Origin of the sequence: Spirosoma panaciterrae DSM 21099, assembly GCF_000374025.1 — a bacterium.
Classification (GTDB): domain Bacteria; phylum Bacteroidota; class Bacteroidia; order Cytophagales; family Spirosomataceae; genus Spirosoma; species Spirosoma panaciterrae.
The window spans coordinates 113,316-139,099 of record NZ_KB893176.1 but is presented as its reverse complement, the minus strand read 5'-3'; the positions used below and the strand labels follow the sequence as shown (position 1 = coordinate 139,099).

Genomic DNA, 25,784 nt, shown 5'->3' with positions numbered 1-25,784 from the left:
AATTACTATGTCAACTGTATGAAAACCCTGACTTTACTGCTGGTTATGGTGGGCCTGGTGCCCGCTTTCGCACAAAAAAAATTCGCTGTATCGGTCCATCTTGCGCCAATATATGGGCACAATGACTCAAAAATAAGACTGGGGGGAGGGCCTAATCAGCCACCCGCGTCAGAGTTCATTATGGAATCCAATGGGCTCAGTTATCAGTTAGGCCTGTCGGCCCGGTATGCCTTTTCTCCTAAATGGTCAATAATGACAGGTATTTGGGCTGCCCATGTCGTTAGCAGTAAACTGGATGTTGTACAGGATGGTATCCCCTATAGCATTCGGTATACATACAGCCATCCGTTCTCGAACAGCTATCAATCGCCTTTACTGATCAATTACCAAGTGTCGACCAAACGGCTTTCGCCTTATGTTTCGTTTGGGGCTACCTTTGCTTATAGGAGGACGAGCTATGTTGATTTAAGCGGAAATGGGGAATTTACACCCATAAAAATTGGTAAACCCGTTGTGGTTACGCCCTTGCTAGGGGTAGGGGTGTTGTACAATCTTACGGAGCACCTGACCCTGATTGCTCAGCCTACGCTTCAATATAACGTGGAATCGCATTCGGCATACGACTACTATCATTCATACAGTTTGAGTCTACAAACCCAGTTGATGTACCGATTCTGAGCGTCGTTGCGGTTATAACAGCCGTTGTCGTATACCCAAATTCGTCTTTGCGAGCCTTTCTGGTCGACGTTCTCGGCCCATTCATCGATTCGTTGGTTTTTGTTTCGAACCAGCACTTACTTTTAGGTCGGGCAGCTTAAAGGCACTCCATCAATAAAAGTCAGCGCTGCCGGGCGAACACAAAACCAATCGATTTATTCATGAAAAAGCAACTGGCCCCCCTTGTACTTCTGGCAATCCTGAGCCTTCCAATGCGTTCTGTAAACGCTCAGAACCAACCCGCTAAGCTTCTACGGCATGTAGTGATCATTACGTTTAAAGAAGGGGCTCCATCGAACGAGATCAGGCAGGTTGATAATTCATTCAGGAATCTGGCGGCCAAACTAAAAATGGTCAGGAGCTACGAAACCGGAACGGCTATTCCCGAAGGAAAACAGAAAACGGTTACCCACGTATATGCATTTGGCTTTGCTTCCGAAAAAGACCTGGCTAATTATGGGGCCTCCCCCGAGCACCAGCAGCACATGAAGATTGGGAAATCAATTATTGAGCGCGGGCAGGCGGTGGACTACTGGGTAGAAAAATAACGTGTGTGGGCTATCTGATGTATCCGAAGTCCCTGAGTTGCTGAATGGGATGCTCTAGCTGAATCGTGCGGCCGTTCATGTTTAATAAATACAGCCGGTCGCTGATTGCCAGTACGTCCTGATAAGAATGGTCGGTCATCAGAATACCTTTGCTGGCCTTTAGCGATTGAAGCCATGCTTTTAACGTTTCAACATGTAAGGGCATCACGTTTGAAAATGGTTCGTCGAGAATGAGCAGGGGCGCCGGGCAGGAAAGTATCATGATGATTTCTACCAAACGTTTTTGTCCGCCCGAAAGGTCTGCAAATCGGTAGGCTGCTAATTCGGGTAATTCAGGAAAATAAGCACCTGCTTCTGTTAGGTTAGAGTTGTAAAGCGATAGGGCTTGCTGAACGGTTAACTGATCGGGGACAAAGTGTCTTTGGGGTAAATAGGCCAGCAAACCTTGATGCTTATACAAGTTACCCATATACGTACCATTGATACGAACGGAACTGTTTTGTGCAGGCCTGATGCCATAAATGATCTCCAGCAGAGACGACTTACCGCAGCCATTGCGACCTAGTAAGCCCACAAGCTGACCTTTATCGACCCGCAGATAAACGTTCTGTAGAATTCGTTGATTAGCATACTCCAGCCAAACGCTATCGACCTCTAGGGTCGTTACTGAATAAACAGGCTTGCCAGACAAACGCATAGGCTAAATAGTAAGATATCAATGAGATAGACGCCACTCGCTAACTGAAGTTCGGACAGGCCAAAGTGATGATAAAAGACGAACCCTTTCCGATTCGTTAGCCGATACAGGTACCAGATTACGAGTTGAGATAGACTACGTAGCCAAAAGAACCTGGTAATAAAGGGCATAAACTGGTCCGACCTAGGAGTGGGATAGCCAGCCGCCAACCACATCAATACCGAGACGGCTATCGTTAGCGGGCATAATTGCCTGTACAGGATCAGTAGGACACGAAAGGGGAGCATTCCGGAAAGTTATATCCTTTAGCTACACCGAATAAGAAATTAAGAAGCTTTAACGGTGACCGTAATTCATCAGAAAAAAGAAACTCCAGTATACGCCTGCATCTGGCAGAATGTATACTGGAGTTTCCGGTCTGTGATCTGGAATGAATCCTTACTGCTTATTACTATCGACCACGAGCCGCTGGTCGCGGTTGGCGATGTCCCAGGCGGTGTAAAAAACGAGCCGGGCCGATTTTTCGGCTAGTTTGAAATCAATCTTTTCGATGTCGTCGGTCGGTTTGTGGTAGTCGGGGTGCAGACCGTTGAAATAGAAAATAATGGGAATCTGGTGTTTAGCGAAGTTGTAGTGGTCAGAACGGTAATAAATGCGTTGTGGGTCCTGCGGATCGTTGTATTTATAGTCCAGTTCCATGTTGATGTACTTCTTGTTCGTTTCCTCACTGATCTTGTGCAGGTCTGACGAAAGCTTATCGGAGCCAATGACGTAGATATAATTCGAGGATTTGCCCTGATGCAGATCATCGACCCGGCCTACCATGTCAATGTTCAGGTCGGCAACCGTTTTGTCGAGGGGCAATACCGGACTCATGTCGGCATAATATTGCGAGCCCAAAAGCCCCTTTTCTTCACCCGATACAGTCAGGAAGAGAATAGACCGACGAGGCCCTTTTCCGGCGGCTTTGGCTTTGGCAAATGCCTGCGCAATCTCCAGCACCGATACTGTCCCCGATCCATCGTCGTTAGCACCGTTGTTGATCTGCCCATCGGGGCTGATGCCAATGTGGTCGTAGTGGGATGAAATCACCAGCACCTCCTCTTTTTTGTCGGTCCCTTCCAGAAAGCCCAATACATTCGACGATTGCGTTTTTTCTTCCACCCGGTCGGCTTTCATGCGAATCGTTCCGGTCAGCGAGGACGCATCAGGTTTGGCCGACTTAGCCAGTTGTTCAACCGTTTGATTGATTGTTGCCGTAGTCGTATTGAGCAATGCCGACGCCATATCGGTCGTCACCAGAAACACCCCAACGGAGCTTACGTTTTCGGTGCCCGGTTTCAGCATAAGTCGGTTCATACGGCCCTGCATAGCACCCCGCTGCGCCATCAGTTGCTTGAACGCTTCGGGCGAATCGGCAGAAACGATAAATACCTGAGCGGCCCCTTTCTCTTTTGCCAGCAGACTTTTGGCCCGCCAGCCGTTCGGTCCGCCCCATTTAGAGGATTCGGACGAGCCGCTGATCAGTTTTTTACCGTCGGTTGTTTTGGGTTCATCATCCAGCATCACCACCGCTTTACCCGACACATCCCGTCCGGAATAATCATCGTAACTGGCCTCGCCAATGCCGTAGCCAACAAAAACGGTCTCGTAGGTGGTTTCGTTGGGCAGGTACAATAGCCCATTGGGTATAAAATCTTTCTGGTTCTCGAACCGTTTGCCACCTGCGTTGACATAGAAATCGCCCCAGGTTTTTCGATAGAGCGTAAAGGGCTGCTGATATCCCATTTTACCATCTTCGGCTTTGACGATGGGTTTAAGTCCTTCGGCTGCAAACTGATTGGCAATGTATTCGGCGGCTTTCCGCTGACCGCGTGTGCCCGTTTCGCGCCCTTCCATATCGTCGGCGGCCAGGACACGAAGGTTTTTTTCAAGGTCGGTCGCAGTAATGGTATTAGCGAATTTTTCCTGCGCCAAACACAGGCCAGGCAGCAAAATCAGACTGGCTGCCAGGGTAAGTTGATGAGAGGTCATGTAGTCAGGTTAATTTGATCGGGTGTTTTTTCTGCGAATGTACGATGCAATCCTGGAAAGATTTCGGCCTGTCTTGCTCGTGGTCACTTCACCAGACTCTCGGCTTCTTTGGCAGGGCGATTGGTGAGCAGGATAGGGATAATCAGAAAACTCAGGCTGCTTAATACTAACGAAAACCCTGTCTGAACCGCGTGCAGAAATGTGGCAACGACCACCCCTTTTGTAAGGGTCATACCATATAAAACCAGCACCCGGCTAACCAGAAAATGATACGTTCCCAGGCCGCCCTGTGTGGGCACAGCCAATCCGCCCAGCGAGCTGACTGTCAGGATCGTCAGGGCCGCTGCCGGGGGGAGAGAAACGGTTTCGGCTGAAGCAAAAAACAGGAAATAGGTGATCAGAAAGGCCAGAATGTAGTTGGCCACGGTCAGCCCGATAAATAAACCAGGGCGTTTGAGGTTTTTAATAGCGATGATTCCCTGACCGATATTGAGCGCGATGAGAGCTATTCGTTTGACGAATGGATTCTGCCGGACGGTTTGCTGACGAACTAGCCAGTAGACCAGGCCCGCTCCCAAAAGACAGACGCCGATAAATCCAATCATAATTAGTTCAGACTGCCCTCCCGAGGTAATGCGGGTCAGGATAGGATTGAACAAATCCGTAAGGAACTGCCCCACCCGCTTCAATTCAATAAAAAACGTCAGGCCAACCAGTACGCCCAGCATGAGCAGGTCAATGACCCGTTCGCCTACTACCGAGCCTAATCCTTTGGCTATGGGGACGCCATCGGTACGCTGGAGCGTGCCACAGCGCGTCAGTTCACCAGCACCGGGAATAATCATGCTGGCCATTGTGCCCGCCAGTAAAGCTACGGTTGTGCGAAACAAGGAAGGCTGGTAACCCATGGCCTGTAAGGTAAGCTGCCAGCGAGCCGCCCGGGTGAGGTGATAAAGGCCAATGCATACGCTCACCAGGGCCAGCCACCGATAATCGGCTTGTTTGAATTGAGAGGCCAGTTCGGCAAAAGGTACATCTTTTAACACGTACCATAGTAAGCCAATAGCCAGGGCAACGGGAAGTATTTGCCTGATAAGCGATGTATTCATGCAGGCAAATTAGTTATTTTCAGAAAGACAATCGGAGGAGGTGTAAAATTTGGCACGGTATTAGTAAGTTTGATAAGGCGTTAGCAAATACCAATCCAAGCCCATAAACTACCTCAGTAACCAAGCTCATGTCGAAGAAAAGGAAAGGACCCAATCCTGCCCCTACAGCCGGCCAGGCTACGAAGCCACAGCCCGTAAACCCAATCCAGACACCGCCCGTTGCCAAACCTAAGCCCGTTGTTGTTGCGGAAGAAGATCGCCCCTTTGAAATCATACGGTTCGATAAGCGGGTAAAACTATTTTTGGCCATTAGCGTCGGTCTGTTTTTGTTGCTGACGTTAGCGAAAATTAATTATTCATCCATTGCAATCTGGAATCAGGTATTACCCGATGGATCGGATGCCAAGCGTGGGTTGATTTCGGGGACGCCCCGGCAAATCCGGATGGACGACTGGGCCGGAGCTACGCCCATGCTGCTGTCGCAGGTGAACAACGATTTTCCGTTACAGAACCAATCGCTCGGTGGCGAAAAACCGCCGTTGGTGACGAGTATTCCCACCCATCACTACATCACGCTGATTCGGCCCGAAAACTGGGGGTTTCACTTGTTTGATGTGGAGCGTGGGTATGCCTGGCGGTGGAATTTCTTCATTTTTGCGGGGTTGATTACCTGGTTTCTGGCGTTTCTGGCCCTGACCCGTAATCAGTTCTGGTTATCGGCAGCGGGTGCCGTCTGGCTTGTTTTGTCGCCGGGGGTAGCCTGGTGGTCGTTTGTGAATCTGGGCTGGATGTACAGTGGCCTTCTGATCCTGATCAGTTCGCTCTATATCTTTTATGCTCGGTCGGTCAGAACGATGGCGATCAATGGCATACTGTTTGGCTGGGCTTTGCTGGCCTTCGCGCTGTTCCTGTACCCGCCCTATCAGGTGCCCTTTGGCTACATGCTCATCGTGTTGCTGATTGGGTTTGTCTGGCGTTATTATCAGCCGGAGCGGCTGTTTGGTAATGTATGGGCCAAGCTGATTACGTTTGCTGTGGCTCTGGCGGGCGTTGGCCTGTTCCTGTATTTCTACTACAATGAAGCCAAACCCACCATCGACATTCTGTCGAACACGGCCTATCCTGGTCGCCGGAGCGAAAGTGGCGGAACGGGTTTCGTAGCCAACTGGTTTTCAGAATATTTTTCGGGCTGGATGCTCGATGATCAGCATTTTCCGGCTTCCTGGATGAACATTTGCGAACTCTCGCATTTTATCACCTTCACCCCGGTTATTGCGGCCTGTGCAGCGGCTTTCTTCTACACGGAGAAGAAAATAGATCCAACGATTCTGTTATTGCTGGTATACATTCTGGTCCTGTATATCTGGATTGAAATAGGCTTCCCGGAGTTTCTGGCGAAAGCAACGTTGTTGAACGTAAGTCCCACCCGTCGTACGCAGGTTCCGTTTGGGATTGCCAATGTCGTGCTGGCGGTGCTGTACATGGCTTACATCCATCGGAGGGCACAACAGAATGCGGCTATTCCAGGAGTTGTCAAAACGATTCTGGTGGTTTGGGCGATTGGGTTCATGATTTATGCGGCCTGGCTGAATGTCAGCGATTCGGGTGGATACTATAAGGCGCATCAGTTGTTTTTACCAACCGTATTTTTCATTGCCCTTAATCTACTGCTTACCCCCGCTTTTACGTTTAAAGGAAAAGAACTGGTTGTGGTGGGCGCTGTGGTATTATATACCTTACCAAGTCTGAAAATCAACCCGTTTGCTATTGGTTTGTCGCCCATTACCGACCATGTCCTGTATAAAACCGTTAATGAGATACGGAAGCAGGACCCTAAGGCACGCTGGGCGGTATTCGGTAGTCAGTATATTACCTATATGGTTACGGCCACCGGGGCCAACCAGTTAAGTGGGATGAAGTACATGCCGGATTTTAAGACCATGCGTGTGCTAGACCCCAAAGCGAAGCGCGATTCGGTTTATAATCGATTCGCCCACGTAGTATATAGTTCATACGTCGACGGGCGCGACTCGGTCATCATTTTCAATCCGTATCAGGATGCCTATACGGTGGCAATGGACCCATGCTCGCCTAAGCTGAAGCAGCTTAACGCAAAATATTTTGTATTCGATCATGTTCCGCAGCCTGCCGAAATCCGCTGTATGACGCAGATTACCAAGCTGGGAACTCTTGAGATCTACAAACGCAATGACTTCTAAGCGCGTATTTATCCTGATCCCTTCCTACAATGAGGCCAACGTGATTCGCAAAACGATAGCCTCCCTGCAGGGTCCTTACGAAATTGTCCTGATCGATGATGCGTCGACCGATAATACAAGCCAGGTAGTGGCCGGGTTGCCCATTTATTATTTGCGGCACACGGTCAATCTGGGACAGGGGGCAGCGTTGCAGACCGGAATGACCTTTGCCTACCAGCAGGGAGCCGATATTGTGGTGCATTTCGATGCCGACGGGCAGCATAATCCGAACGATATCCCCCGATTTATCGACGAACTGGAAAGCCGAAAACTGGATGTCGTACTAGGCTCCCGGTTTCTGCTTCGTGAAGACCGTGTGTCGGTGCCCGCCTTTAAACAGGTGATCCTGAAAGTAGCCACGCTGATCAACGGGATCATTACCGGACTTTGGCTGACAGATGCCCATAATGGATTCCGGGTTATGAACCGGCGGAGCCTGGGCCTGATTCGGCTGAAGGAAAACCGGATGGCTCATGCGACCGAAATTCTGGCGGAAATCTATCGGCACAAACTGAACGTGGTCGAAATGAGTACGCACATTACTTATACCGACTACAGCAAAGCCAAAGGTCAGTCCTGGACGAATTCGCTGAATATTCTGTTCGATCTGTTTGTCAATCGCTACTTACGCTCATGAACGCTGTCGGTTTGCTTACCCCCATTCAGCTCCTGCTGATCGTTCTGCTGGGGCTGCTGTTCATTGCTTCGCTTCGCGTATTCAAGGATCGGCTGTATTTACGGGTTCTGTTTATGCTGGGGCTGACGGCTGCTGTCGTCTTTATTGTGTACCCGAGCCTTACCGTTTACCTGGCGTTGCTGGTGGGGGTGGGCCGTGGGGTCGATCTGATTTTTTATTTACTGTTTCTGGTCATCATTTTTGCGCTGATTTCAATGTATCGCCGGATACTGCGACTCGACGAAACCCTTACGAATATCATTCGCAAAGAAGCGCTGCGCGATGGCAAAAAGCTAAACTGATGCCATGAAAGTATTGATTGCCAGTTTTACCTTCCCTCCCGAAGAGAATGGTGTTTCGTTTGTTGCCTATCAGCATGCACTGGGCTTGCATAAGGCTGGCTACGAAATCGAAATAGCAACCAGCCGACAGGCGAATCGGGTTCATGAACGGTGGCCCATGTTTCGGATTCACGAATTCGCGGTGTCGGGCAATGGCGTGTGGGTACGGCCCTTTCGCGGTGAAATTGACGCTTACCGCCGATTCCTGACCGAATTTGATGGTGATGTTATTTTCTTTCATGCCTGGGAGTCGTGGCCGCTGGAATTGGCGGTTGAGGTGCTCCCCCAGATACGCGCCAAAACGGTTGTGGTTAGTCATGGCCTGTCATTTACCTGGCGTCCGCCCGGCCTGAGTGGCTATCTGCGCTGGCTGGTTTTTCAGCCATATGGATTTTCTTTTCGCAACAAGCTGGCTCAATTTGACCATCGGGTCTTTCTGACGCAGAAAGCGGATAAGATTCGGTTTTACGATCATTACCTGGCTCAGCAGCAGGGAATCCAGGCTTATACGGTTATTCCGAACGGGCCGAGTCTACAGAATACGCCTTTGCCAGATGGCAAGACCTTCCGCGAAACGTATCAGATCGCTTCCCGGCATATGGTTTTATGCGTGTCGAATTATTACCCGACGAAAGGGCAGCACGATTTGCTGGCTGCTTTTCTGGATACCCGCCCCGCCGATACGGCCCTGGTCTTTATTGGAAGTTATAGCAGTGAATACAGTAAACAGCTCGAAAAACAGGCTGGCGACTTACTAAACAAAACCGTCTATCTGCTGACCGCTATTAGCCGCGATCATGTAGCGGCCGCCTATCGGGAAGCGACCTTGTTTGCAACGGCGTCACAGGTTGATGTGCAACCCCTTATGCTGATCGATGCGATGGCCTTTGGACTGCCGTTTGTCGCGTTGGATGTGGCGGGAATTAGTGAATTTCCGGGCGGGATTACGTACCGTTCTGGCAGCGAGCTGCGCCAGTCGTTGACGGACCTGCTACAGGACGATACAAAACGGAACGAACTGGCCCGTCGGGGGCTGGAGGCTGTCCGGAAAACCTACAATTGGGCAACCATTATCAGTCAGTATCAAACGCTGATCGAACAACTGACACAGACTTCTGAAGTTACGCCTTAATCAACGAATTTGTTGCGGCAGTAGAGCAGGCCAATATCCTGCGTAGCGGATTTGACAACCGGCGTCGATGAAATGGAGTAGATGTCAGAAAGTTTATCCACCATCCGCTTGTATTTTGCCATTTCGTCGGGCGTCTGAGCCGTTAGATGGTATTCGATAATGAGGCAGCGTATCTTTTTCAGGTCATCTACGCTCATTTCATCAATAATACTGAACTCGGCCCCTTCGCAATCCAGCTTGACAAACGTTGGGAAAATAAACATGGGATCATCGAGGATGTCGTTTATGCCCAGGCAATCAATCGTCTGGGTCTGATACGACATATTCCGGCCTTCCAGCAGCGATGGATCGATGGTGTTTGAATGTTCGGCCAGATCGGGTACCAGCAGATCGATGGTCACGGCGGTTCCGTTGACGCCTTTATCGACCGCAATCACATTGCGCCGACGATTCAATTCGATGTTCTTTTCCAGCAGGCTAAAGTTCGACTGACTGGGTTCGAACGAATAGACCTTTTTGGCCCGGCTAGAGGCATAAATGGCAAAATCACCAATAAAGGCACCTACATCATACACCACATCATCGGGCCGAATAATTATGTCATCTTCCGCTTTTTCGTACACGTTGAAGCCTAATACTTCGGTAAGCATGGCAATGTCGAACTTGCCAGCCCGGGCCAGAAATTTTTCACCGGAACGGAGCGTATAAACGACCTGCTTATTTTTTACCAGCCGAAAATAGTCGGCGTAGGCATCCCAGTAGTTCTGATAAATAAACGGTACTTTAAAAAAAACGACTACTCTGTCCCAAAAAGGCTTAAACATGGTGATAAATGGCTGCATTTTTGTAGGTGTCTGCAAAGTTCCTGCCAAAAGTAGTTTTATTTAGTACTTCTGTACAGTATTCAAAGTTCGTAATCTCATGAATGTAACAGCTTTGTTACAGCGAATTCTTTTTCAGAACCCCGTTCTGGGATATAACGTATGGTCGCTTCGGCGCTATATTCAGCGCGTGGCCAGGCTGGTGCCTGCCGGGGCCAGTATCGTCGATGTGGGGGCTGGCGAGTGTCAGTACAAACCGTATTTCAGCCATGCCCGCTATGTTAGCACCGACTGGTGCGGCACCACCGACCATCATGCCTATTCAGCAGGTATCGATTACATCTGTTCGGCCGACGACATGCCCTTTGAAGATGCCTCCTATGATTTTGTACTGAGCAATCAGATGCTCGAACATGTGCGCTATCCAGAGCGGGTTATTGCTGAAATGAGCCGGATTCTGAAGCCGGGCGGGTTGCTATTTCTGACCGCTCCCCAAACCTGGGAAGAACACGAAGTGCCCCACGATTACCATCGCTTTACCCAATATGCCATGAAGGCGTATGCGGCAGAATATGGTTTCGAGGTACTTGAAATCAAGCCCCAGGGTGGTCGATTCATTGTGATCGGACATTTTCTGGCCTGGTCGATTCCTACGCTGTTCAAGCACCATTTGGGTAGCCCGTATGGAACGGCACTGGGAGCACTGGTATTTTATCCGGTCAATTTCTCAATAGGGCTTCTGTTTTTATTGCTGGATTTTCTGGATCGGCGGAAAGAGTTTACCCTGAATTACGAGTGCATTTTCCGGAAGAAAGCATAAAACTCTTCACCAGTTGTAGCGGGAACGCAACCGGAGCAGAACATCCAGCCAACGGGCTGGGGCATGGTCGACAATAAAGGTGATCATCGACATCGCTATCCGGTGATGGCGAGGTGGGCGGTAGCCAAAATCGGTCACAAAGCTTCGTTTAATATCCATATTGACTGCCCATTGACGCTTGATGGCTGAAAACGTCGTATTGCTGTTGTGTACGCGATACTGAACCAGATACTCCGGCAGATTGGCCATACGAAGCCCTTGGACCAGATGCAGGAAATGGCTGTAGTAATCGTTTAAGGCCGCGAACCGAAGCGTATAAAAATCATCGGACAGGAGGTGGTTGCGGAACATAATCGACGGGTGGCCAATGCAGTTCTGGTAATAAAACTGCCGATAAATCACGTCGGGCTGAGTGGGGTATTGGCGTTGGCCAACGACCTTCCCGTGGGTATCGATAATGGTGAGCCAGCTCCCTACTAAAAAGATACCAGGATTGGCGTCCAGAAAAGCCAGTTGTTTGGCCAGACGTTCGGGATGAGCCATGTCGTCGGCATCGAGCTTGGCAATATATTGCCCACGCGCCAGTCGATAGGCGGCATTACAGGCTTTTTCGCCACCAAATCCCTGTGCTACTGCGTTGGTAATAAGGTGTATGCGTTTGTCCTGCGCCATGAATTGCTCGATGATGGCAGCGGACGAATCGGTGGAACCATCATTGATGATCAGCAATTCAAAATCAGTATACGTTTGTGCCAGAATACTCGCTATGGCTTCGGCCAGAAACTGCTCACCATTATGAACGGGCATCACAACAGAAATACGGGGAACGGATTCCATAGAGTCGGTACGTTAAGGGCGCTTATAGTCGAATCCAGTTAGCAGGAATCAGATCGTCGATAGAGCGCGAATCGCTGAACCATGTTTGGGGCGTGACTATGACTTTTCCATCTGACGGCTCTGAGAGCCAGGCGGCCCACCAACTAAAAGTACTGTTGGCCGTAATAAAATGCTTGCAATACCTCATGAGCCGGAAATGCAGGCTATTCTTAGGCCCTGCTAGTTCGTTGGGGACAAATACCACCGGATAGGATAACCTCAAATTTGTTTGACACCAGGCAATGTCATCCGAGAATACGAAAAAATGGGGATCGTTTACCCGTTCAGCCATATAAGCAATGGCCCGGCCGACATAATCTGCGTTGCTGACCTGATGCAGAGGAACCTGAAGGAAATCTGTTCGGCGGATATGCAGGCAAATCGAGTTCGTAGCGTTGATCTGACCCGCCAGCCCGACGGCAGAATCGGGCAAAGGATCGGGAAATGAACAATCGGCGCGAAGGGTAGCAGCTATGTCTTCAAAGTAACGGTACGACTGCCAATAGCCATTCAAATAGACTCTGTCGGACAGTTGGCGTAGCATCTTCGGATTATAGGCAAATCCCCGCTCATACACATACGAATACCCTTGCTTCCATAATCGCGCTAGCTGGACCAGATGGGGCCAGGGCGACCGGATCGATGCGGATTTCGGAAACAAGGGTAGATCGGACGGCGTCGCTACCCGGCCGGCTATCCGAAACATGTCCAGATCGAACGACCGGAAGGTGAAATTGGTAACGGGAATACGGTTTTCCAGAACTGAACAATCGAACAGAAGTTCGGCCTCCAGTTGCAGGGATAACCTCCTGCCCAACGCATACTGAAATAGCTGGTTCCCCAGGCCGCCTTTTAGTTGGACAGCAACGCGCCTGTTCATACAAGATGGGTGTATAATTCGGCCATAAAATTACCGGACTAAGTGAAGTAGATCATTCGTTACTCAAACATCGAAGGTCAGGTGAATTGGCTTGTAGGCGCTGGTCGTGCCAGTCGTCAGGCAAAGCCACAACTCATAATGCCCCGGTTTCAGGTCTTTTTTGTCCAGTACGCACGAAAATCCGGGTTGTGTATATTGCCCCCCTAACGTATGATCGACCACATCATCCCAGGTATGTTTATAGGTTGCAAAGGCAAAGCAGTTCGTTGCTGACCGGGCGATAACCTGAACGGACAGATCGCGCGGAGATTCCTTATTGAGCAGCGCCCACGCCCGGTAAATGACCAGAAACTGCCCAGAAACGTACGGTTTTACCTCATACGTGATGGCATTGGTCGCAACCAGTTTTGTGGCATCGCAGGGCAATAGTGGGCTTTTCAAATCACTGAACCTAAGGTCAGGAACCTGATAGATGCCTTTTTGCGTAACATCGCTGAAAATGACGTTGGCTGTTTCCGGATTGCCCCAATGCAACGACACCATCGCCGGTTTGTCGTTGTAGACCGCACTGTTGTATTTCATTTGCAGGGTACGATCAGCCAGACGACGACGATTCCCCTGATTATTGCCCGATACATAGAAGAATACACTGACCAGTACGAAGAGGCCCAGAACACCCCATCGGCCGTAGCGATGGGGTATGGTTTCGATGGCCAGCACGGCTTGGGTCGCAAACAGCATGACGGCTATAATACCATACCGAGGGGTAAATGCCTGCTCAACCCCCATACCCGAACGGGAGGCCATGAGCGACAGGCAGGTGAGATAGAGAAAGGCAATCCAGCCAACTAACGGTAAATAATCAACCAGTTTCTTCTGGAACCATAAATAGCCTAACAGCGCCAGCGTAACTAAAACCGATAGCCCTCCGAACAGCAACGCTATTTTTGCCCTGCCAGGCCCTACCATCGATCCGATGAGTGTAAAGAAATAACTGATGGCCCTGCCGGTATGATTGAATAGCGAGTCGGCAATATCCGGGTGATAGGGCGGACGGATATACCCAATAAAATAGCATCCGATCGTGATAGCGGCAATGAGCAGCCATAGGCCCAGCTTTCGATAGGCTTGCAGCAGGAGCAGGATACCCACACCAGCCATAAACGTAAACAGACCATTGCCACTCGTATAGGTTGCCAGCACGGCTGCCCCGGCAGCCAGTATGAACGCGTTCCGACCGGGCTTGCAGAGGCTATACAGGCTAAACAGCGCGAATGGGATTACATACAGATTCTGTAAAGCCGCCATGCTCCAGGTCGATAATTCCCAGTACTGAAATGAGAAAAGTGAATAGGCGACAGGCAGCAAAAAAAGAAGTTTCTGATTGAGAGGCATCCCCCGAAATACCACCTTCATAAACAGATAACCGATGAGCAAGGGGGCTATGTTGCCGATAAAAATCAGATGGGTAAAATTCAGTTGACCAAATAGCGCGTAATCAAGCAGAAAAATCAGCCGGTCGAAAACAATGCGGTGTTCGTTGTACTGCGAAAAAATAAGCTTCAGCTTTTCCCAGAAACTCAGTTCGCCAAACTGATAATCGGCAATGAACGAAAGGGCGCTGTTCAAATCGTCCTCATACGGGAAATTATAGGCATTCTGGTAGATGGTGAGGTAATAGATAACGACCGGAATGGCCAGTAGGATGGCAAGAACACTGTACTGAATAAGGTGAATGGCGGTCAGGGGAGTAGCCTCAGAGGTCGTATTGGTTGACGGAGACGTAGCGGAATGGGAAGCAGACCGAGCGGTATAAACAGAGTTTTGGGTTGATAAGCGAGAGGAAAAGGAAGTAAAAAGATCGGCTGTGAACGTTGCCATCGAGCATATGCATCGGAAGTTGAGCTGTAAGTATAACGCATTACCGCCGATTAGGCAAACAACAGATGCCCGCTATGCGCTACACAATTGACTCAACCATACGGCTTTTCTGACCTTATTATCGTAAATTTGCGATATACATAACAGAAGCCATCCTTCAATGAGGTTAACTCTTCAGCAGACAGACATATTTGAAGACCGTCACCACGGTCAGACCGAAGCGGCCCAGGCCGACATGCTCAAAGCAGTAGGCGTAAACTCCATCGACCAACTCATTGACCAGACTGTGCCGGAGGCCATTCGGCTCGAAAACCCACTCAATCTGCCACAGCCAAAGTCAGAAATGCAGTTTCTGACCGATTTTAAAAAACTGGCCGGTCAGAATAAGGTATTCAAATCGTATATCGGTACCGGGTACTACGACACCATTACCCCGAACGTCATTCTTCGCAATATTCTGGAAAACCCAGCCTGGTATACGGCCTACACGCCGTATCAGGCCGAGATTGCGCAGGGGCGACTCGAAGCCCTGCTGAATTTCCAGACGGTTATATCGGATCTGACAGGCATGGATCTGGCCAACGCGTCGCTGCTCGACGAAGGAACGGCTGCGGCTGAAGCCATGCACATGCTGTATGCGTTGCGTCCGGCAGCCCGAAAAAATGCGTCCACCATTTTTGTGTCGGAACGTTGTCACCCCCAAACCATTGATGTCGTACTGACCCGCGCTACACCCCTGGACATTAACGTACTGATTGGTGATCACCGAACTGTCGATCTGACGAATGGGGATATTTTTGGCCTGTTGCTGCAATATCCGGCTACGGATGGGGAAGTATTCGACTATACCGATCTGATTGCCACTGCGCATGAATTAGGGGTAACAACGGCTGTTGCGGCTGATTTACTGGCGCTTACCTTGCTCAAATCGCCCGGTGAAATGGGCGCTGATGTAGTTGTCGGCTCTTCGCAGCGGTTTGGTGTGCCCATGGGTTATGGTGGTCCACATGCCGCCTTTTTTGCCACCCGCGATGCCTACAAACGGCAGATTCCGGGCCGGATCATCGGCGTTTCGCAGGATGCCGAAGGGAAGCCCGCCCTCCGTATGGCGTTGCAGACACGGGAACAGCACATCCGTCGGGAGAAAGCGACCTCCAATATTTGTACAGCGCAGGTATTGCTGGCCGTTATGGCGAGCAGCTATGCCGTTTACCACGGCCCCAGCCGCCTTCGGGGCATTGCCGAACAGGTTCATGCGCTCACCAAAGCCTTTGCTACAGCCCTGCGCTGGAGCGCCCACGAAGTCAGTACCGAAAATTATTTTGATACCGTCACGGTGCGGGTTGATGATGTCGAATCCCTGAAAAAATCGGCGAAGGCGGCTCAGATCAACCTGCGTTACCTGCCTGATGAAGAGCATGTCAGTGTATCGTTCGATGAAGCTAAAACCCTGCACGACCTGACGGAACTGCTGACCGTATTCGGGGTGAAAGCCGACATGGAAGTAGTGCTGGAAAGCCTGTCAATTACCTGGCCCGAATCGCTCATTCGCACCTCCGATTACCTAACCCATCCTGTGTTCAATACGCACCATACCGAACATGAGATGCTGCGTTACCTGAAATCGCTGGAAGAGAAAGACCTCTCGCTGGTGCATTCGATGATCTCGCTGGGTAGCTGTACCATGAAACTCAATGCCACTGCAGAAATGATTCCGGTGACCTGGCCAGAGTTTGGTAAAATACACCCATTTGCTCCTAAAGATCAGACGGTTGGTTACCAGCAACTTTTTGCTGATCTGAACGCCTGGCTCTGCGAAATTACGGGCTTTGCGGCCATGTCGATGCAACCCAACTCAGGGGCTCAGGGCGAATATGCCGGTCTGATGGTAATTCGGGCCTACCACGAAAGCCGGGGCGATTCGCACCGGAACATTTCCCTGATTCCCCAGTCGGCACACGGCACCAACCCAGCCAGCGCCGTAATGGCGGGTATGAAAGTGATTATCGTGAAATGCGATGATCGCGGAAATATCGACGTTGCCGATCTGAAAGCGAAAGCCGAACAGTATAGCAATGATCTGTCCTGCCTGATGGTCACCTATCCATCGACGCACGGCGTATTTGAGGAAAGCATCAAAGAAATCTGCGCTATCATCCACCAGCATGGCGGACAGGTGTATATGGATGGGGCCAACATGAACGCACAGGTTGGTCTGACCTCGCCGGCTACCATCGGTGCCGACGTTTGCCACCTGAATCTGCACAAAACGTTCTGCATTCCGCACGGTGGCGGTGGACCTGGTATGGGCCCTATTGGGGTTGCCTCGCAGCTTGTCCCCTTCCTGCCGGGCCACGTTGCCGATAGCCGGGGTATGAAATCGAATGGAGCGGGGGCTGTTTCGGCGGCTCCTTATGGCTCGGCCAGTATCCTGACCATTTCGTATGCGTATATCGCCATGATGGGTGGAGAAGGCTTAACCAATGCCACGAAACGGGCGATTCTGAATGCCAACTACCTCAAAGCGCGTTTACAGGGCCATTACGATACGCTATACACCGGAACCAACGGCCGTTGTGCACACGAAATGATCATCGATTGCCGCCCTTTCAAAGCCGCAACGGGTGTTGAGGTTGAAGATATTGCCAAACGGTTGATGGATTATGGTTTTCACGCGCCAACGGTGTCATTCCCGGTAGCAGGTACGCTGATGATTGAGCCGACCGAATCGGAATCGAAAGCCGAACTGGACCGTTTCGCTGAAGCCATGATTGCGATCCGTAATGAGATTCGCGAGATTGAAAACGGAGACGCCGACAAGGCCAGCAATGTGCTGAAGCATGCTCCACACACGGCTACAGTTGCCTTGAGCGATGAATGGACGCGTCCGTACAGCCGCGAAAAAGCCGTGTATCCATTGCCTCAGGTGCGTGCCCGGAAGTTTTGGCCGAGTGTCAGCCGGATCGATTCGGCCTACGGCGACCGGAACCTGGTTTGTGCCTGTGTACCCGTTGAAGCCTATGCCGACGAAGTAGCCGAAGAGTCTACAGTAGCGCAACAGGTTTAATCAGCCATAGTATAACTAGCCCAAAGCCACCAGCTTCATCGTAAGTTGGTGGCTTTTTCTATGCTGGGAGCTATCGGTCAGCGTGTCAATTTTCAGTTTAATTGTCGCTATCGTTGCGCACGTACTGTCGCAAGTCGATTCATTTCATGGTCGAAGCCGTGGTATCCAATGTATTGTTGGCCATAACCAGGCAAAGAGCCAGGCCGCTGGAGCGGGTAAATTTTCGACTTGTTCCTAATGTGTAAAATTGGCAAACTTAACTGACTGCCTTTGACCAATAACGCGGTGTAAATAATGCGAATGGCACAGAGCGATATTTCGTATCATAAACTCAGCTAAAACGTGAGATTTTGACTTTAATTTATGAGATAACTATTTGAGACTTTACTTCATAAAGAAAGAATAAACCTGGACTAGAAGTGTATCCATCTCAAAATTAGGGCGTTTTGTGAATCTCTGCTAGACCAACGTATTGGGGTGAGTTGTTTAAGGTAGCTCGATGGTAAACAAACCTTCCACCCCCAATCTGACTCTCCACCTTCAAGCTACCCCCGTGTCCTTTAGTAATAATATCGTAACTCAGCAAGAGGCTTAAGCTCGCTACCACACCCGTGGGCTTTGTGGTGAAGAAAGTTGTAATTTCTTCTCTTTTACTACATTGGCAATACCGCTGCCGTTGTCCCTCACTTCCTCAATGGTAGCTTAGAAAATCTCCACTATAGCAAGTCTATAACTGAGCCTTAAGCACTTGCCAGCGCACAGCCAATCTTCTTAAAAACCCTTTCGATTCTTGTTGGAAATGATAAAATGTGCTTGTATTTTTCATTCTATATCGCTGTGTCCGATGGGATTTGAAGGTTTATGGAGCGTTTTGAAACGGCCAACAGTCTATTCTTTTAGTTTACTGAGTGTATTACTTATTGGATTTGGAATTATTGAGGCCCAACAGTTGCCTGTGGCAGAGTCTATTACCGATCGCCAGGGCTTACCTCAGGCATTTGTACCAGCCATAACCCAGGATCAGCGTGGGTTTATCTGGATGGCTACCCTGGATGGGCTATGCCGATACGATGGCACGCACTTTAACGTGTTTCAACCCGATGACGATGGACGTTCATCCTTGTCAGTAGTTGGCGTTAAACATCTTACACGCGATTCGCAGGGGTTACTTTGGGTGGCCGGAGAACGTACGATCGATTTATTCGATCCTTTTCAGGAAACGTTTACCCATATTCACCGTCAGCCCTTCTATAAACCCTTTTCTGATTATCGTCTGACCGAGATTGTTGCAAGTCGGCGTGGCCAGCTATGGGTGGTTTTTCTGAATCAGGGCCTGGCCCGTCTTGACCCAGGAGCGCGACGGGTTTACCACTACCGCCATGTGGCGGGTCAATCGATGTCATTAACCAGTAACCAGGTTCGAACCGTACTTGAAGATCGACAAGGGTTTCTTTGGGTGGCTACCTCAGCGGGACTAGACCGATTGGACCCCCAAACGAATCAGTTTACGCATTACCACGACGGGCCGAATTCGCCCGTTCGATTACCAGAGCAGACTATAGTTGGGCTTTACGAACGCCAAGATGGTTGTTTACTGCTGGCTTCTCCCCATTTTTTGTCGGTGTTTGAGCCTCGTTCGGGAACACTACGCAGCTTTACGATACCCCATCCGATTCGTCAGGCAGACCTCGTTCAGTTTGCCAGTGACAGCCGGGGCAACGATTATCTGGCTTATAATAACCTGGTATTTCGCTTTAAGGAGCAAGTAGGGCTTCATCTGCTGGCTCAGGCAACCCAAGACTGGCAGATCCAAAGTATGCACATCGATCGGTCGGATGTGCTTTGGATTGGGACCAACGGGTTAGGCGTACGTCGGTATAATTTGCAGGCTATGCAGTTTGATGCGCGGCCTTATCAGACCAATTTCTATACTGATCTGTTAGTTCATCAACTAGGTGTTCCAATGTCGGAACTGCCTAGTTTCCCCCAAAGTACGTCTAGTTATAACTTTCGGTATACGCTGGATTCAAAACAAAACCTATGGTTCACCGTTGGCAATGCGCCGTTTTATCAGCTTGACCTGCATAGCCGATTGCTGACAACGATACCCGTTCCGACTGCCTGGCAGAAAACGGATGGTCATTCGCCAATCTCATTGACTACAGACCCTAAGGGGCATGTTTGGGCGATCTGTGACTCGGCAGCCATCTGGTTCGATCATTCAACTCGCCGTTGGAAGTCGTTCCCCTATCGTGTTCGACCGAATTATGCTCGGGTAAGCCAAAAGACTACCGTGTTTCAGGCCGTAGTCGACGAACAGGCCATCTGGGTATCAACTGGCTCGCGGGGGTTGTACCGGGTAAATCGTGTTTCAGGACATATCCAACAATTTGCCCATCAACCCGGTGATTCCACCTCGCTCAGCAGTAATACCCTATTTTGTATCTCCAGCGATCCCGCTGACCCATCCATTCTCTGGGTTGGAACATTTGGAGGGGGCTTGTGCCGATTTGATAAACGAACGGGGCGTTGCCAACGATTTACCAAACAGGATGGTTTGCCGAATAACGTGATCTACGCGGCTATTCCTGATCAGCGGGGGTATCTGTGGGTAGCTACCAACCAGGGCTTATGCCGAATTACCCGGCCGGCTGCCAGGAAGCCCCTACAGCTACAAACCTACAATCGAAAAGATGGTTTACTGGCCGATGAGTTCAATCGGTTTCATTTTCTGCATCTTCCTAACGATCGGATCTTGCTCGGTGGCTTGGAAGGCATCACGGCTTTTAATCCTGCGGCTCTAAGCGATGATCGGTATCAGCCGCCTGTTGAACTAACCGATCTACGAATTAATAATCGACCTGTTCAGGCAAGGTTGACGGATTCATTACCGATTCAGACGGTTAAGCAATTAGTGCTGAATCATGACCAGAATTTTTTGATGGTCGGCTTTGCTGCGTTGCAGTATAATAATACGGACAAACTGCGCTACCGCTATCAACTGGAGGGAATTGATAGAGGGTGGATACTTGCCGACCGACCCGAAGCCGTTTATACGAATCTGGAACCCGGAACCTATACACTCCGACTAAATGCGTCCAACACATCGGGTATATGGAGTCCGCATGTTCGGGTGCTGTCCGTTATCATCCACCCGCCCTGGTGGAAGAGTTGGTGGGCTTACCTGATTTATTTACTCGCTGGTAGCAGTGGTATCGTAGTAGTATTTCGGGGGTATTGGCGAAGAAAAGAAGCCGAGCAGCTCAAAGCGATGGATGAAATGAAAACTCGTTTTTTTTCAAATATTACCCATGAATTCCGAACGCCACTGACCTTGATTCTGGCCCCTGTTCAGCAGTTACAGCGCAAACTTCATGACCCGGATGACCTTCGCAAGGTGGCAACGATTGATCGAAATGCGCATCAGTTGCTGGGACTCGTGAACCAACTTATGGATTTGTCGAAATTGGAAGCGGGCGCTCTTCAGGTTGACGAAACCAGAGGTGATGTCGTTCAATTTGTCGATGACGTTGTCCAATTGTTTATACCTCAGGCTGAAACGAAAGGGATACGGCTACAATTTTCAGCCAGTGAGTTGGCTCAGGAATACTATTTTGATGCCCGCAAGCTGGAACGTATTTTGTATAATCTGGTGGCCAATGCCCTGAAGTTTACCCCTTCGGGCGGTCTTATTGACGTTTATCTGGCTCCGTCGATTACCCTGACCGTTTCGGATTCAGGAATTGGTATTCCAGCGGATAAGCGTGCGCATATTTTTGAACGTTTCTATCAGACCGATGACTCAAATGCTGGAATAACAGGTTACCGGCAGCAGGAAGGAACTGGTATTGGCTTAGCACTGGTGAAGGAACTGGTTGACTTGCAGAAAGGCTCCATTACGGTTACCAGTGAAGTTGGACAGGGAAGTACGTTTACGGTTGTGTTACCCTATCGTTCAGTGACATTAAACAGGCCAGCAATAGACCCAAATAGCACTTCAACAGTGGATCCGACGGAGACTTCTACGGATGAGCGATCTGATGAATCACCAGTCATACTACTGGTAGAAGACAACCCAGAGTTAGCCGAGTTTATCGCGGATAGTTTTCCCACATCCTACCTAATTTACCGTGCTGCCAACGGTGCTGATGGCCTTGGACGAGCCATTGAATTAATGCCCGATCTGATCATCAGCGATGTACTTATGCCTGTCATGACGGGTTATGCCCTTTGTGAACAACTAAAAGCCGATACTCGAACCAGCCACATTCCTGTGGTGTTGCTAACGGCCAAATCGTCGCCCGAGAGCCGTATAGAGGGCTTGGCAGCAGGGGCCGATGATTACATAACCAAGCCGTTCTCCGTACAGGAACTTCAGCTTCGGATACGCAATCGCCTTGAGCAGCGCCGACAACTACGCGAGTGGGTACGTAGCTCATTGATTCTGCCCGATCCGCTGTTAACGGAAGCGCCACCAGATTTAACGACTGACACGTTTCTCGATCAGATCTACGACTTAATCGAAGCGAGTCTTGATAATTCAGCCTTTGGTGCCGATGAGTTGATAGGACAAACCCACCTGAGTCGAATGAGTCTGCATCGAAAACTGAAAGCGATGACGGGCATGTCGGCGGGGGAGTTGATTCGGACGTATCGACTCAGACGAGCGGCCGATTTTCTCCAACAAGGTTATACAAGTTCTGAAACAGCCTACCGAGTTGGATTCGATAGTCCGGCTTATTTCTCCAAATGCTTTCGGGAAATGTATCAGCTTACCCCCACCGAATATGTTGCCGCCCGGCGACGCTAATTGGTTGGCAGATTAGGTTGGGGAGTCGTCCGTAGATATGGCTTTACAACGGTTACACCTTTGGGGAATTTCTCAATGGCGGCTTCCGTACTGACGGCAGGCACCACAATAACGTCTTCTCCTTCCTGCCAGTCAGCGGGCGTGGCTACCTGATAATTGGCCGTTAATTGCAGCGAGTCGATAACCCGGAGCAATTCGTTAAAATTCCGACCAGTTGACGCGGGATAGGTCAGCGTTAGCTTGATCTTTTTATCAGGGCCAATAATAAATACCGATCGGACGGTGGCTTTCTCGCTGGCGTTCGGATGGATCATGTCGTACAATTCGGCCACGTTGCGGTCGGCATCGGCAATCAGCGGGAAATTGACGGTGGTGTTTTGGGTTTCATTGATGTCTTTAATCCATTCAGTATGGGATTCCAGTGGATCGACGCTAACCGCAATCACCTTAACGCCCCGCCTGGCGAACTCATCATTTAACGAGGCCGTGCGACCAAGCTCGGTGGTGCAAACGGGGGTAAAATCGGCAGGGTGAGAAAAAAGCATCCCCCAGGAATTGCCGAGCCACTCATAAAAATGAATCGTGCCTTCCGTGGTCTGAGCCGTAAAATCGGGGGCGAGGTCGCCTAATCGGAGTGTCATCGTGTTGATTGGAAAGGTGATTAATGAACAAGTTTGAACGCCCTGCCAGGCGTAGATCCACCTCGACAAAACGTTGAAACAAAGGTCTATCAAGCCTCTGGTTCAGGCTATCAATTTTCTCCCAAATCCTATAAGAGGCCTCCCATTCTCCATTTTTAACGTAAAAAAAGCCCCCTGGAAGTGATTTGGGAAAATCCTTATAGCCATTGGGATGATTTTTATAGCCCAAGCAGCACTGTTCAATCACTTTTGATCGCGAATACGACGAATCAATCATTAATCAATCGCGCTCCATTCCATGCAACGTTATTTATTTCTTTTTCCGCCAAAGTCGGTTGCTTTTTGGCGTATTGTCATCGTTTGTTTTTGCTGGCTGGGTATACTGTCCATCAGCCTGGCGCAAGGACGCACCTGGTACGTCAAAGCCGATAGCTCGGCAACGAATGACGGCACAAGCTGGGCCAAGGCGGCTTCGGTTTATAAAGCGCTGGCCCTGGCGCAGTCGGGCGATCAAATCTGGCTGACGGGGGGGGGCTATCCAACTTACCCCTTCTCTCAGATACCCAAGGATGCAGATAATACGACCGAGGCTCAATTTCAGTACTTAGCTCGACACTACTTTCTGATTCCCAGTGGCGTCAAGGTATACGGTCACTTTGCCGGTGACGAAGCTACGCTGAGTCAGCGCCATGGTGGCGAAACACAGATCTATGGTATGCCCTATCAAAATCATACCATCGTTTTTAAGAATGCATCGGAAAGCACCCTGCTCGATGGCATACGCATCAAAGTGCTCGGTGCACCAGCGCAAGCCGACGATGGACTTGACCCGTCTACAACGAATAATCTTCCGACCAATCTCGTAGGCCATTGCATTCTTAACTTTGCCTTGAATGCTACGTCCAAACCTACGGTTAGTAATTGTACGGTGGAACAGACGCTCGCAGATGGTGCCGGACAAATGATCTCGAACATTGCCAACGGCGGAAGCGGACTGGCGAATCTTCGCATATTGACCTGTTACTTAGTCAATATGGGTACTCTAATGTCCAATTCGGCCGTGCTAAACCGTAGCTATGGGGGCGGTAAAGCGGACCTGGTTATATATAATTCGAACTGGTTTCGGGTAAACCTCATTACTAACTTTGTTAAGAGTGACATCGCTATTGACTATGATGCACTTGCCGCGCTGATTGTCAACTTTGGGACGGGCAACACGTGCCGAATCATTAATTGTAAGTTCGACAATGTGGGTATACATCCTGAAACCAATGATCCTTCACCCTCCGGATCGTATCCTCGGTCGGTGTTTTATCTGATGGCGAGTCTGGGTGGAGCCTCCAGCGATATAATTAATTGCCAGGTTATCAATGCACATAACAGCCAGGTTGGGGATGGACTGGGATATCCATCGGGTTTTACCTCGAACGTCAATCTGTCGCACTGTGTCATGAGTGGTATAACCAACCGCAATACCTTCGACGTGACTACTATTGAAGTGTCGGGCAGTCGGATTCATCGATATGGCGATTTGGTTTATGGCTGCCCTACGGATCCTAGCCGTCACCTGGTCAACCTGGCTGATGGCACCCCTACAGTGGCCGCCTGTAACACGATGCTTACCGACCAGGGCGATAATTCCCTTCTGATACGCTGGCCAGACCTGGCGGATATCCCTGGCCTGGCTGATCGCATCAATAACGGCCGCATCGATATCGGTGTTGATGAAACGAATCCCAATGTGTACCTGCAAACCATCACTGGGGCCTCCTCCCTCACAGTAAGCCGGAACTCGCCTAGTGTAATGCTGCTAGGTAAGTACTGTGGTGGGACGGTCAACTGGAACGGACCTAATGGTGTGAGTGGTGCTGGTACCAGCATCCCCGTTTCGACCAGTCTGACTGGCTCGTTTGTTTATCAGGCTACTTGTACCACCAACAATTGCACCAGTAGTCCTTCTTCTGTTACTGTAACGGTCGCCGTTTTACCTGACCTGTCTCCGACCGTGTCCTTACCTCAGGCCAACTTTTCAGCCAATGGTCCCGAATCGAGCCGTCAATTTGTGGTCAATGTGTTTGAGGTAGGGGGAAAGCCTACCAGCCCTGGCAGTGTGACTCTGACGGTCTCCGCTCCCACAGGCTACAGCCTTTCGTTTAACTCGTCGCTTACCAGCATCGTTGTGTCAGGCGGTACGGCCAATCCGGTGAGTGTGGAAAACGGTAAATGGACAATGGTCAATAACCTGGTTGGTCAACAGCTAACGTTGACCCTCAACTCTGGCCAGTTGATTGGCGCCAATTCCCAATCGGTGATTGGCTTCACCCTCCGCCGAACAACGGCTAACTCGGGCAGCGTGTCTAATATGACGGTGAACATCGCCGATGATTCCAGTGGTAGCTATGATAGTAATCCGGCTAATAATGTCTATGCCCGCATTATTTCCGGCTTGTAGGATCGCTGGAATCTTCAGAATTAA

General features: G+C 50.0%; 18 protein-coding genes. 10 read left to right on the top strand and 8 right to left on the bottom strand.

The features are described from left to right. Positions 1-18: 18 nt before the first annotated feature. Positions 19-678 (top strand): porin family protein, encoded by a 660-nt coding sequence (locus B153_RS0108060; protein WP_020596186.1) that lies wholly within the window; start codon positions 19-21, stop codon positions 676-678. A 200-nt stretch (positions 679-878) separates the two neighbouring features. After that, a complete protein-coding gene (locus tag B153_RS36560; protein WP_020596185.1) occupies positions 879-1,265 on the top strand; it encodes a Dabb family protein in 387 nt (128 codons plus the stop codon). Positions 1,266-1,275: 10 nt separating this feature from the next. Here the strand turns inward: B153_RS36560 and B153_RS0108050 are convergent, their stop codons facing one another. From B153_RS0108050 to B153_RS0108040, 3 genes are all read right to left on the bottom strand, one after another. Continuing rightward, positions 1,276-1,962, bottom strand: a complete 687-nt coding sequence (locus B153_RS0108050; RefSeq protein WP_020596184.1) for an ATP-binding cassette domain-containing protein — start codon at positions 1,960-1,962, stop codon at positions 1,276-1,278. Positions 1,963-2,400: 438 nt separating this feature from the next. After that, positions 2,401-3,996: a M28 family peptidase gene (locus tag B153_RS0108045; RefSeq protein WP_020596183.1), complete on the bottom strand. Its 1,596-nt coding sequence runs from the start codon at positions 3,994-3,996 to the stop codon at positions 2,401-2,403. An 83-nt stretch (positions 3,997-4,079) separates the two neighbouring features. Continuing rightward, positions 4,080-5,105 carry a lysylphosphatidylglycerol synthase transmembrane domain-containing protein gene (locus tag B153_RS0108040; RefSeq protein ID WP_020596182.1) on the bottom strand — a complete coding sequence of 342 codons (1,026 nt, stop codon included), beginning with the start codon at positions 5,103-5,105 and terminating at the stop codon, positions 4,080-4,082. Between the two features lie 128 nt (positions 5,106-5,233). Between B153_RS0108040 and B153_RS0108035 the strand changes: the two genes are divergently transcribed. From B153_RS0108035 to B153_RS0108020, 4 genes are read left to right on the top strand one after another with little or no spacing between them, the layout of a single operon-like run. After that, positions 5,234-7,324 carry a DUF7657 domain-containing protein gene (locus B153_RS0108035; protein WP_020596181.1) on the top strand — a complete coding sequence of 697 codons (2,091 nt, stop codon included), beginning with the start codon at positions 5,234-5,236 and terminating at the stop codon, positions 7,322-7,324. Further along, positions 7,314-8,000 (top strand): glycosyltransferase family 2 protein, encoded by a 687-nt coding sequence (locus tag B153_RS0108030; RefSeq protein ID WP_020596180.1) that lies wholly within the window; start codon positions 7,314-7,316, stop codon positions 7,998-8,000. Before B153_RS0108035 ends, B153_RS0108030 begins: the two co-directional genes overlap by 11 nt. After that, a complete protein-coding gene (locus B153_RS0108025) occupies positions 7,997-8,341 on the top strand; it encodes a DUF2304 domain-containing protein (RefSeq protein WP_020596179.1) in 345 nt (114 codons plus the stop codon). The genes B153_RS0108030 and B153_RS0108025 overlap by 4 nt, the downstream gene beginning before the upstream one ends. Before the next feature lie 4 nt (positions 8,342-8,345). Next, the gene (locus B153_RS0108020; RefSeq protein ID WP_020596178.1) at positions 8,346-9,512 is read left to right on the top strand and encodes a glycosyltransferase family 4 protein; all 1,167 of its coding nucleotides are present in this window, start codon (positions 8,346-8,348) and stop codon (positions 9,510-9,512) included. Here the strand turns inward: B153_RS0108020 and B153_RS0108015 are convergent. Then, positions 9,509-10,336, bottom strand: coding sequence for an FkbM family methyltransferase (locus tag B153_RS0108015; protein ID WP_157634611.1), 828 nt, complete (start codon positions 10,334-10,336; stop codon positions 9,509-9,511). The genes B153_RS0108020 and B153_RS0108015 overlap by 4 nt on opposite strands. Positions 10,337-10,433: 97 nt before the next feature. On the opposite strand from B153_RS0108015, the gene B153_RS36555 reads away from it, so the two are divergent. Then, a complete protein-coding gene (locus B153_RS36555) occupies positions 10,434-11,153 on the top strand; it encodes a class I SAM-dependent methyltransferase (protein ID WP_020596176.1) in 720 nt (239 codons plus the stop codon). Positions 11,154-11,159: 6 nt separating this feature from the next. Here B153_RS36555 and B153_RS34845 read toward each other — a convergent pair whose 3' ends face one another. The 3 genes from B153_RS34845 to B153_RS0107995 form a co-directional block, all read right to left on the bottom strand. Then, on the bottom strand, positions 11,160-11,990 hold the full coding sequence (locus tag B153_RS34845) for a glycosyltransferase family 2 protein (protein WP_083928180.1): 831 nt from the start codon (positions 11,988-11,990) through the stop codon (positions 11,160-11,162). Between the two features lie 22 nt (positions 11,991-12,012). Next, the gene (locus B153_RS0108000) at positions 12,013-12,909 is read right to left on the bottom strand and encodes an alpha-1,2-fucosyltransferase (RefSeq protein WP_020596174.1); all 897 of its coding nucleotides are present in this window, start codon (positions 12,907-12,909) and stop codon (positions 12,013-12,015) included. Between the two features lie 63 nt (positions 12,910-12,972). Next, entirely contained in the window at positions 12,973-14,790 is a 1,818-nt protein-coding gene (locus B153_RS0107995; RefSeq protein WP_020596173.1) for a hypothetical protein, read from the bottom strand. A 160-nt stretch (positions 14,791-14,950) separates the two neighbouring features. On the opposite strand from B153_RS0107995, the gene gcvP reads away from it, so the two are divergent. After that, the gene (gene gcvP / locus B153_RS0107990; protein ID WP_020596172.1) at positions 14,951-17,857 is read left to right on the top strand and encodes an aminomethyl-transferring glycine dehydrogenase; all 2,907 of its coding nucleotides are present in this window, start codon (positions 14,951-14,953) and stop codon (positions 17,855-17,857) included. Positions 17,858-18,812: 955 nt separating this feature from the next. Next, complete coding sequence (locus B153_RS34840) at positions 18,813-22,667, top strand: ATP-binding protein (RefSeq protein WP_169518474.1); 3,855 nt, start codon at positions 18,813-18,815, stop codon at positions 22,665-22,667. Here the strand turns inward: B153_RS34840 and B153_RS0107980 are convergent. Next, positions 22,664-23,308: a peroxiredoxin gene (locus B153_RS0107980; protein WP_020596170.1), complete on the bottom strand. Its 645-nt coding sequence runs from the start codon at positions 23,306-23,308 to the stop codon at positions 22,664-22,666. The two genes, B153_RS34840 and B153_RS0107980, sit on opposite strands and share 4 nt — an antisense overlap. A gap of 298 nt (positions 23,309-23,606) precedes the next feature. Here B153_RS0107980 and B153_RS0107975 point away from each other — a divergent pair, with 298 nt between their 5' ends. Then, positions 23,607-25,760, top strand: a complete 2,154-nt coding sequence (locus B153_RS0107975) for a hypothetical protein (protein WP_020596169.1) — start codon at positions 23,607-23,609, stop codon at positions 25,758-25,760. Positions 25,761-25,784: the final 24 nt, after the last annotated feature.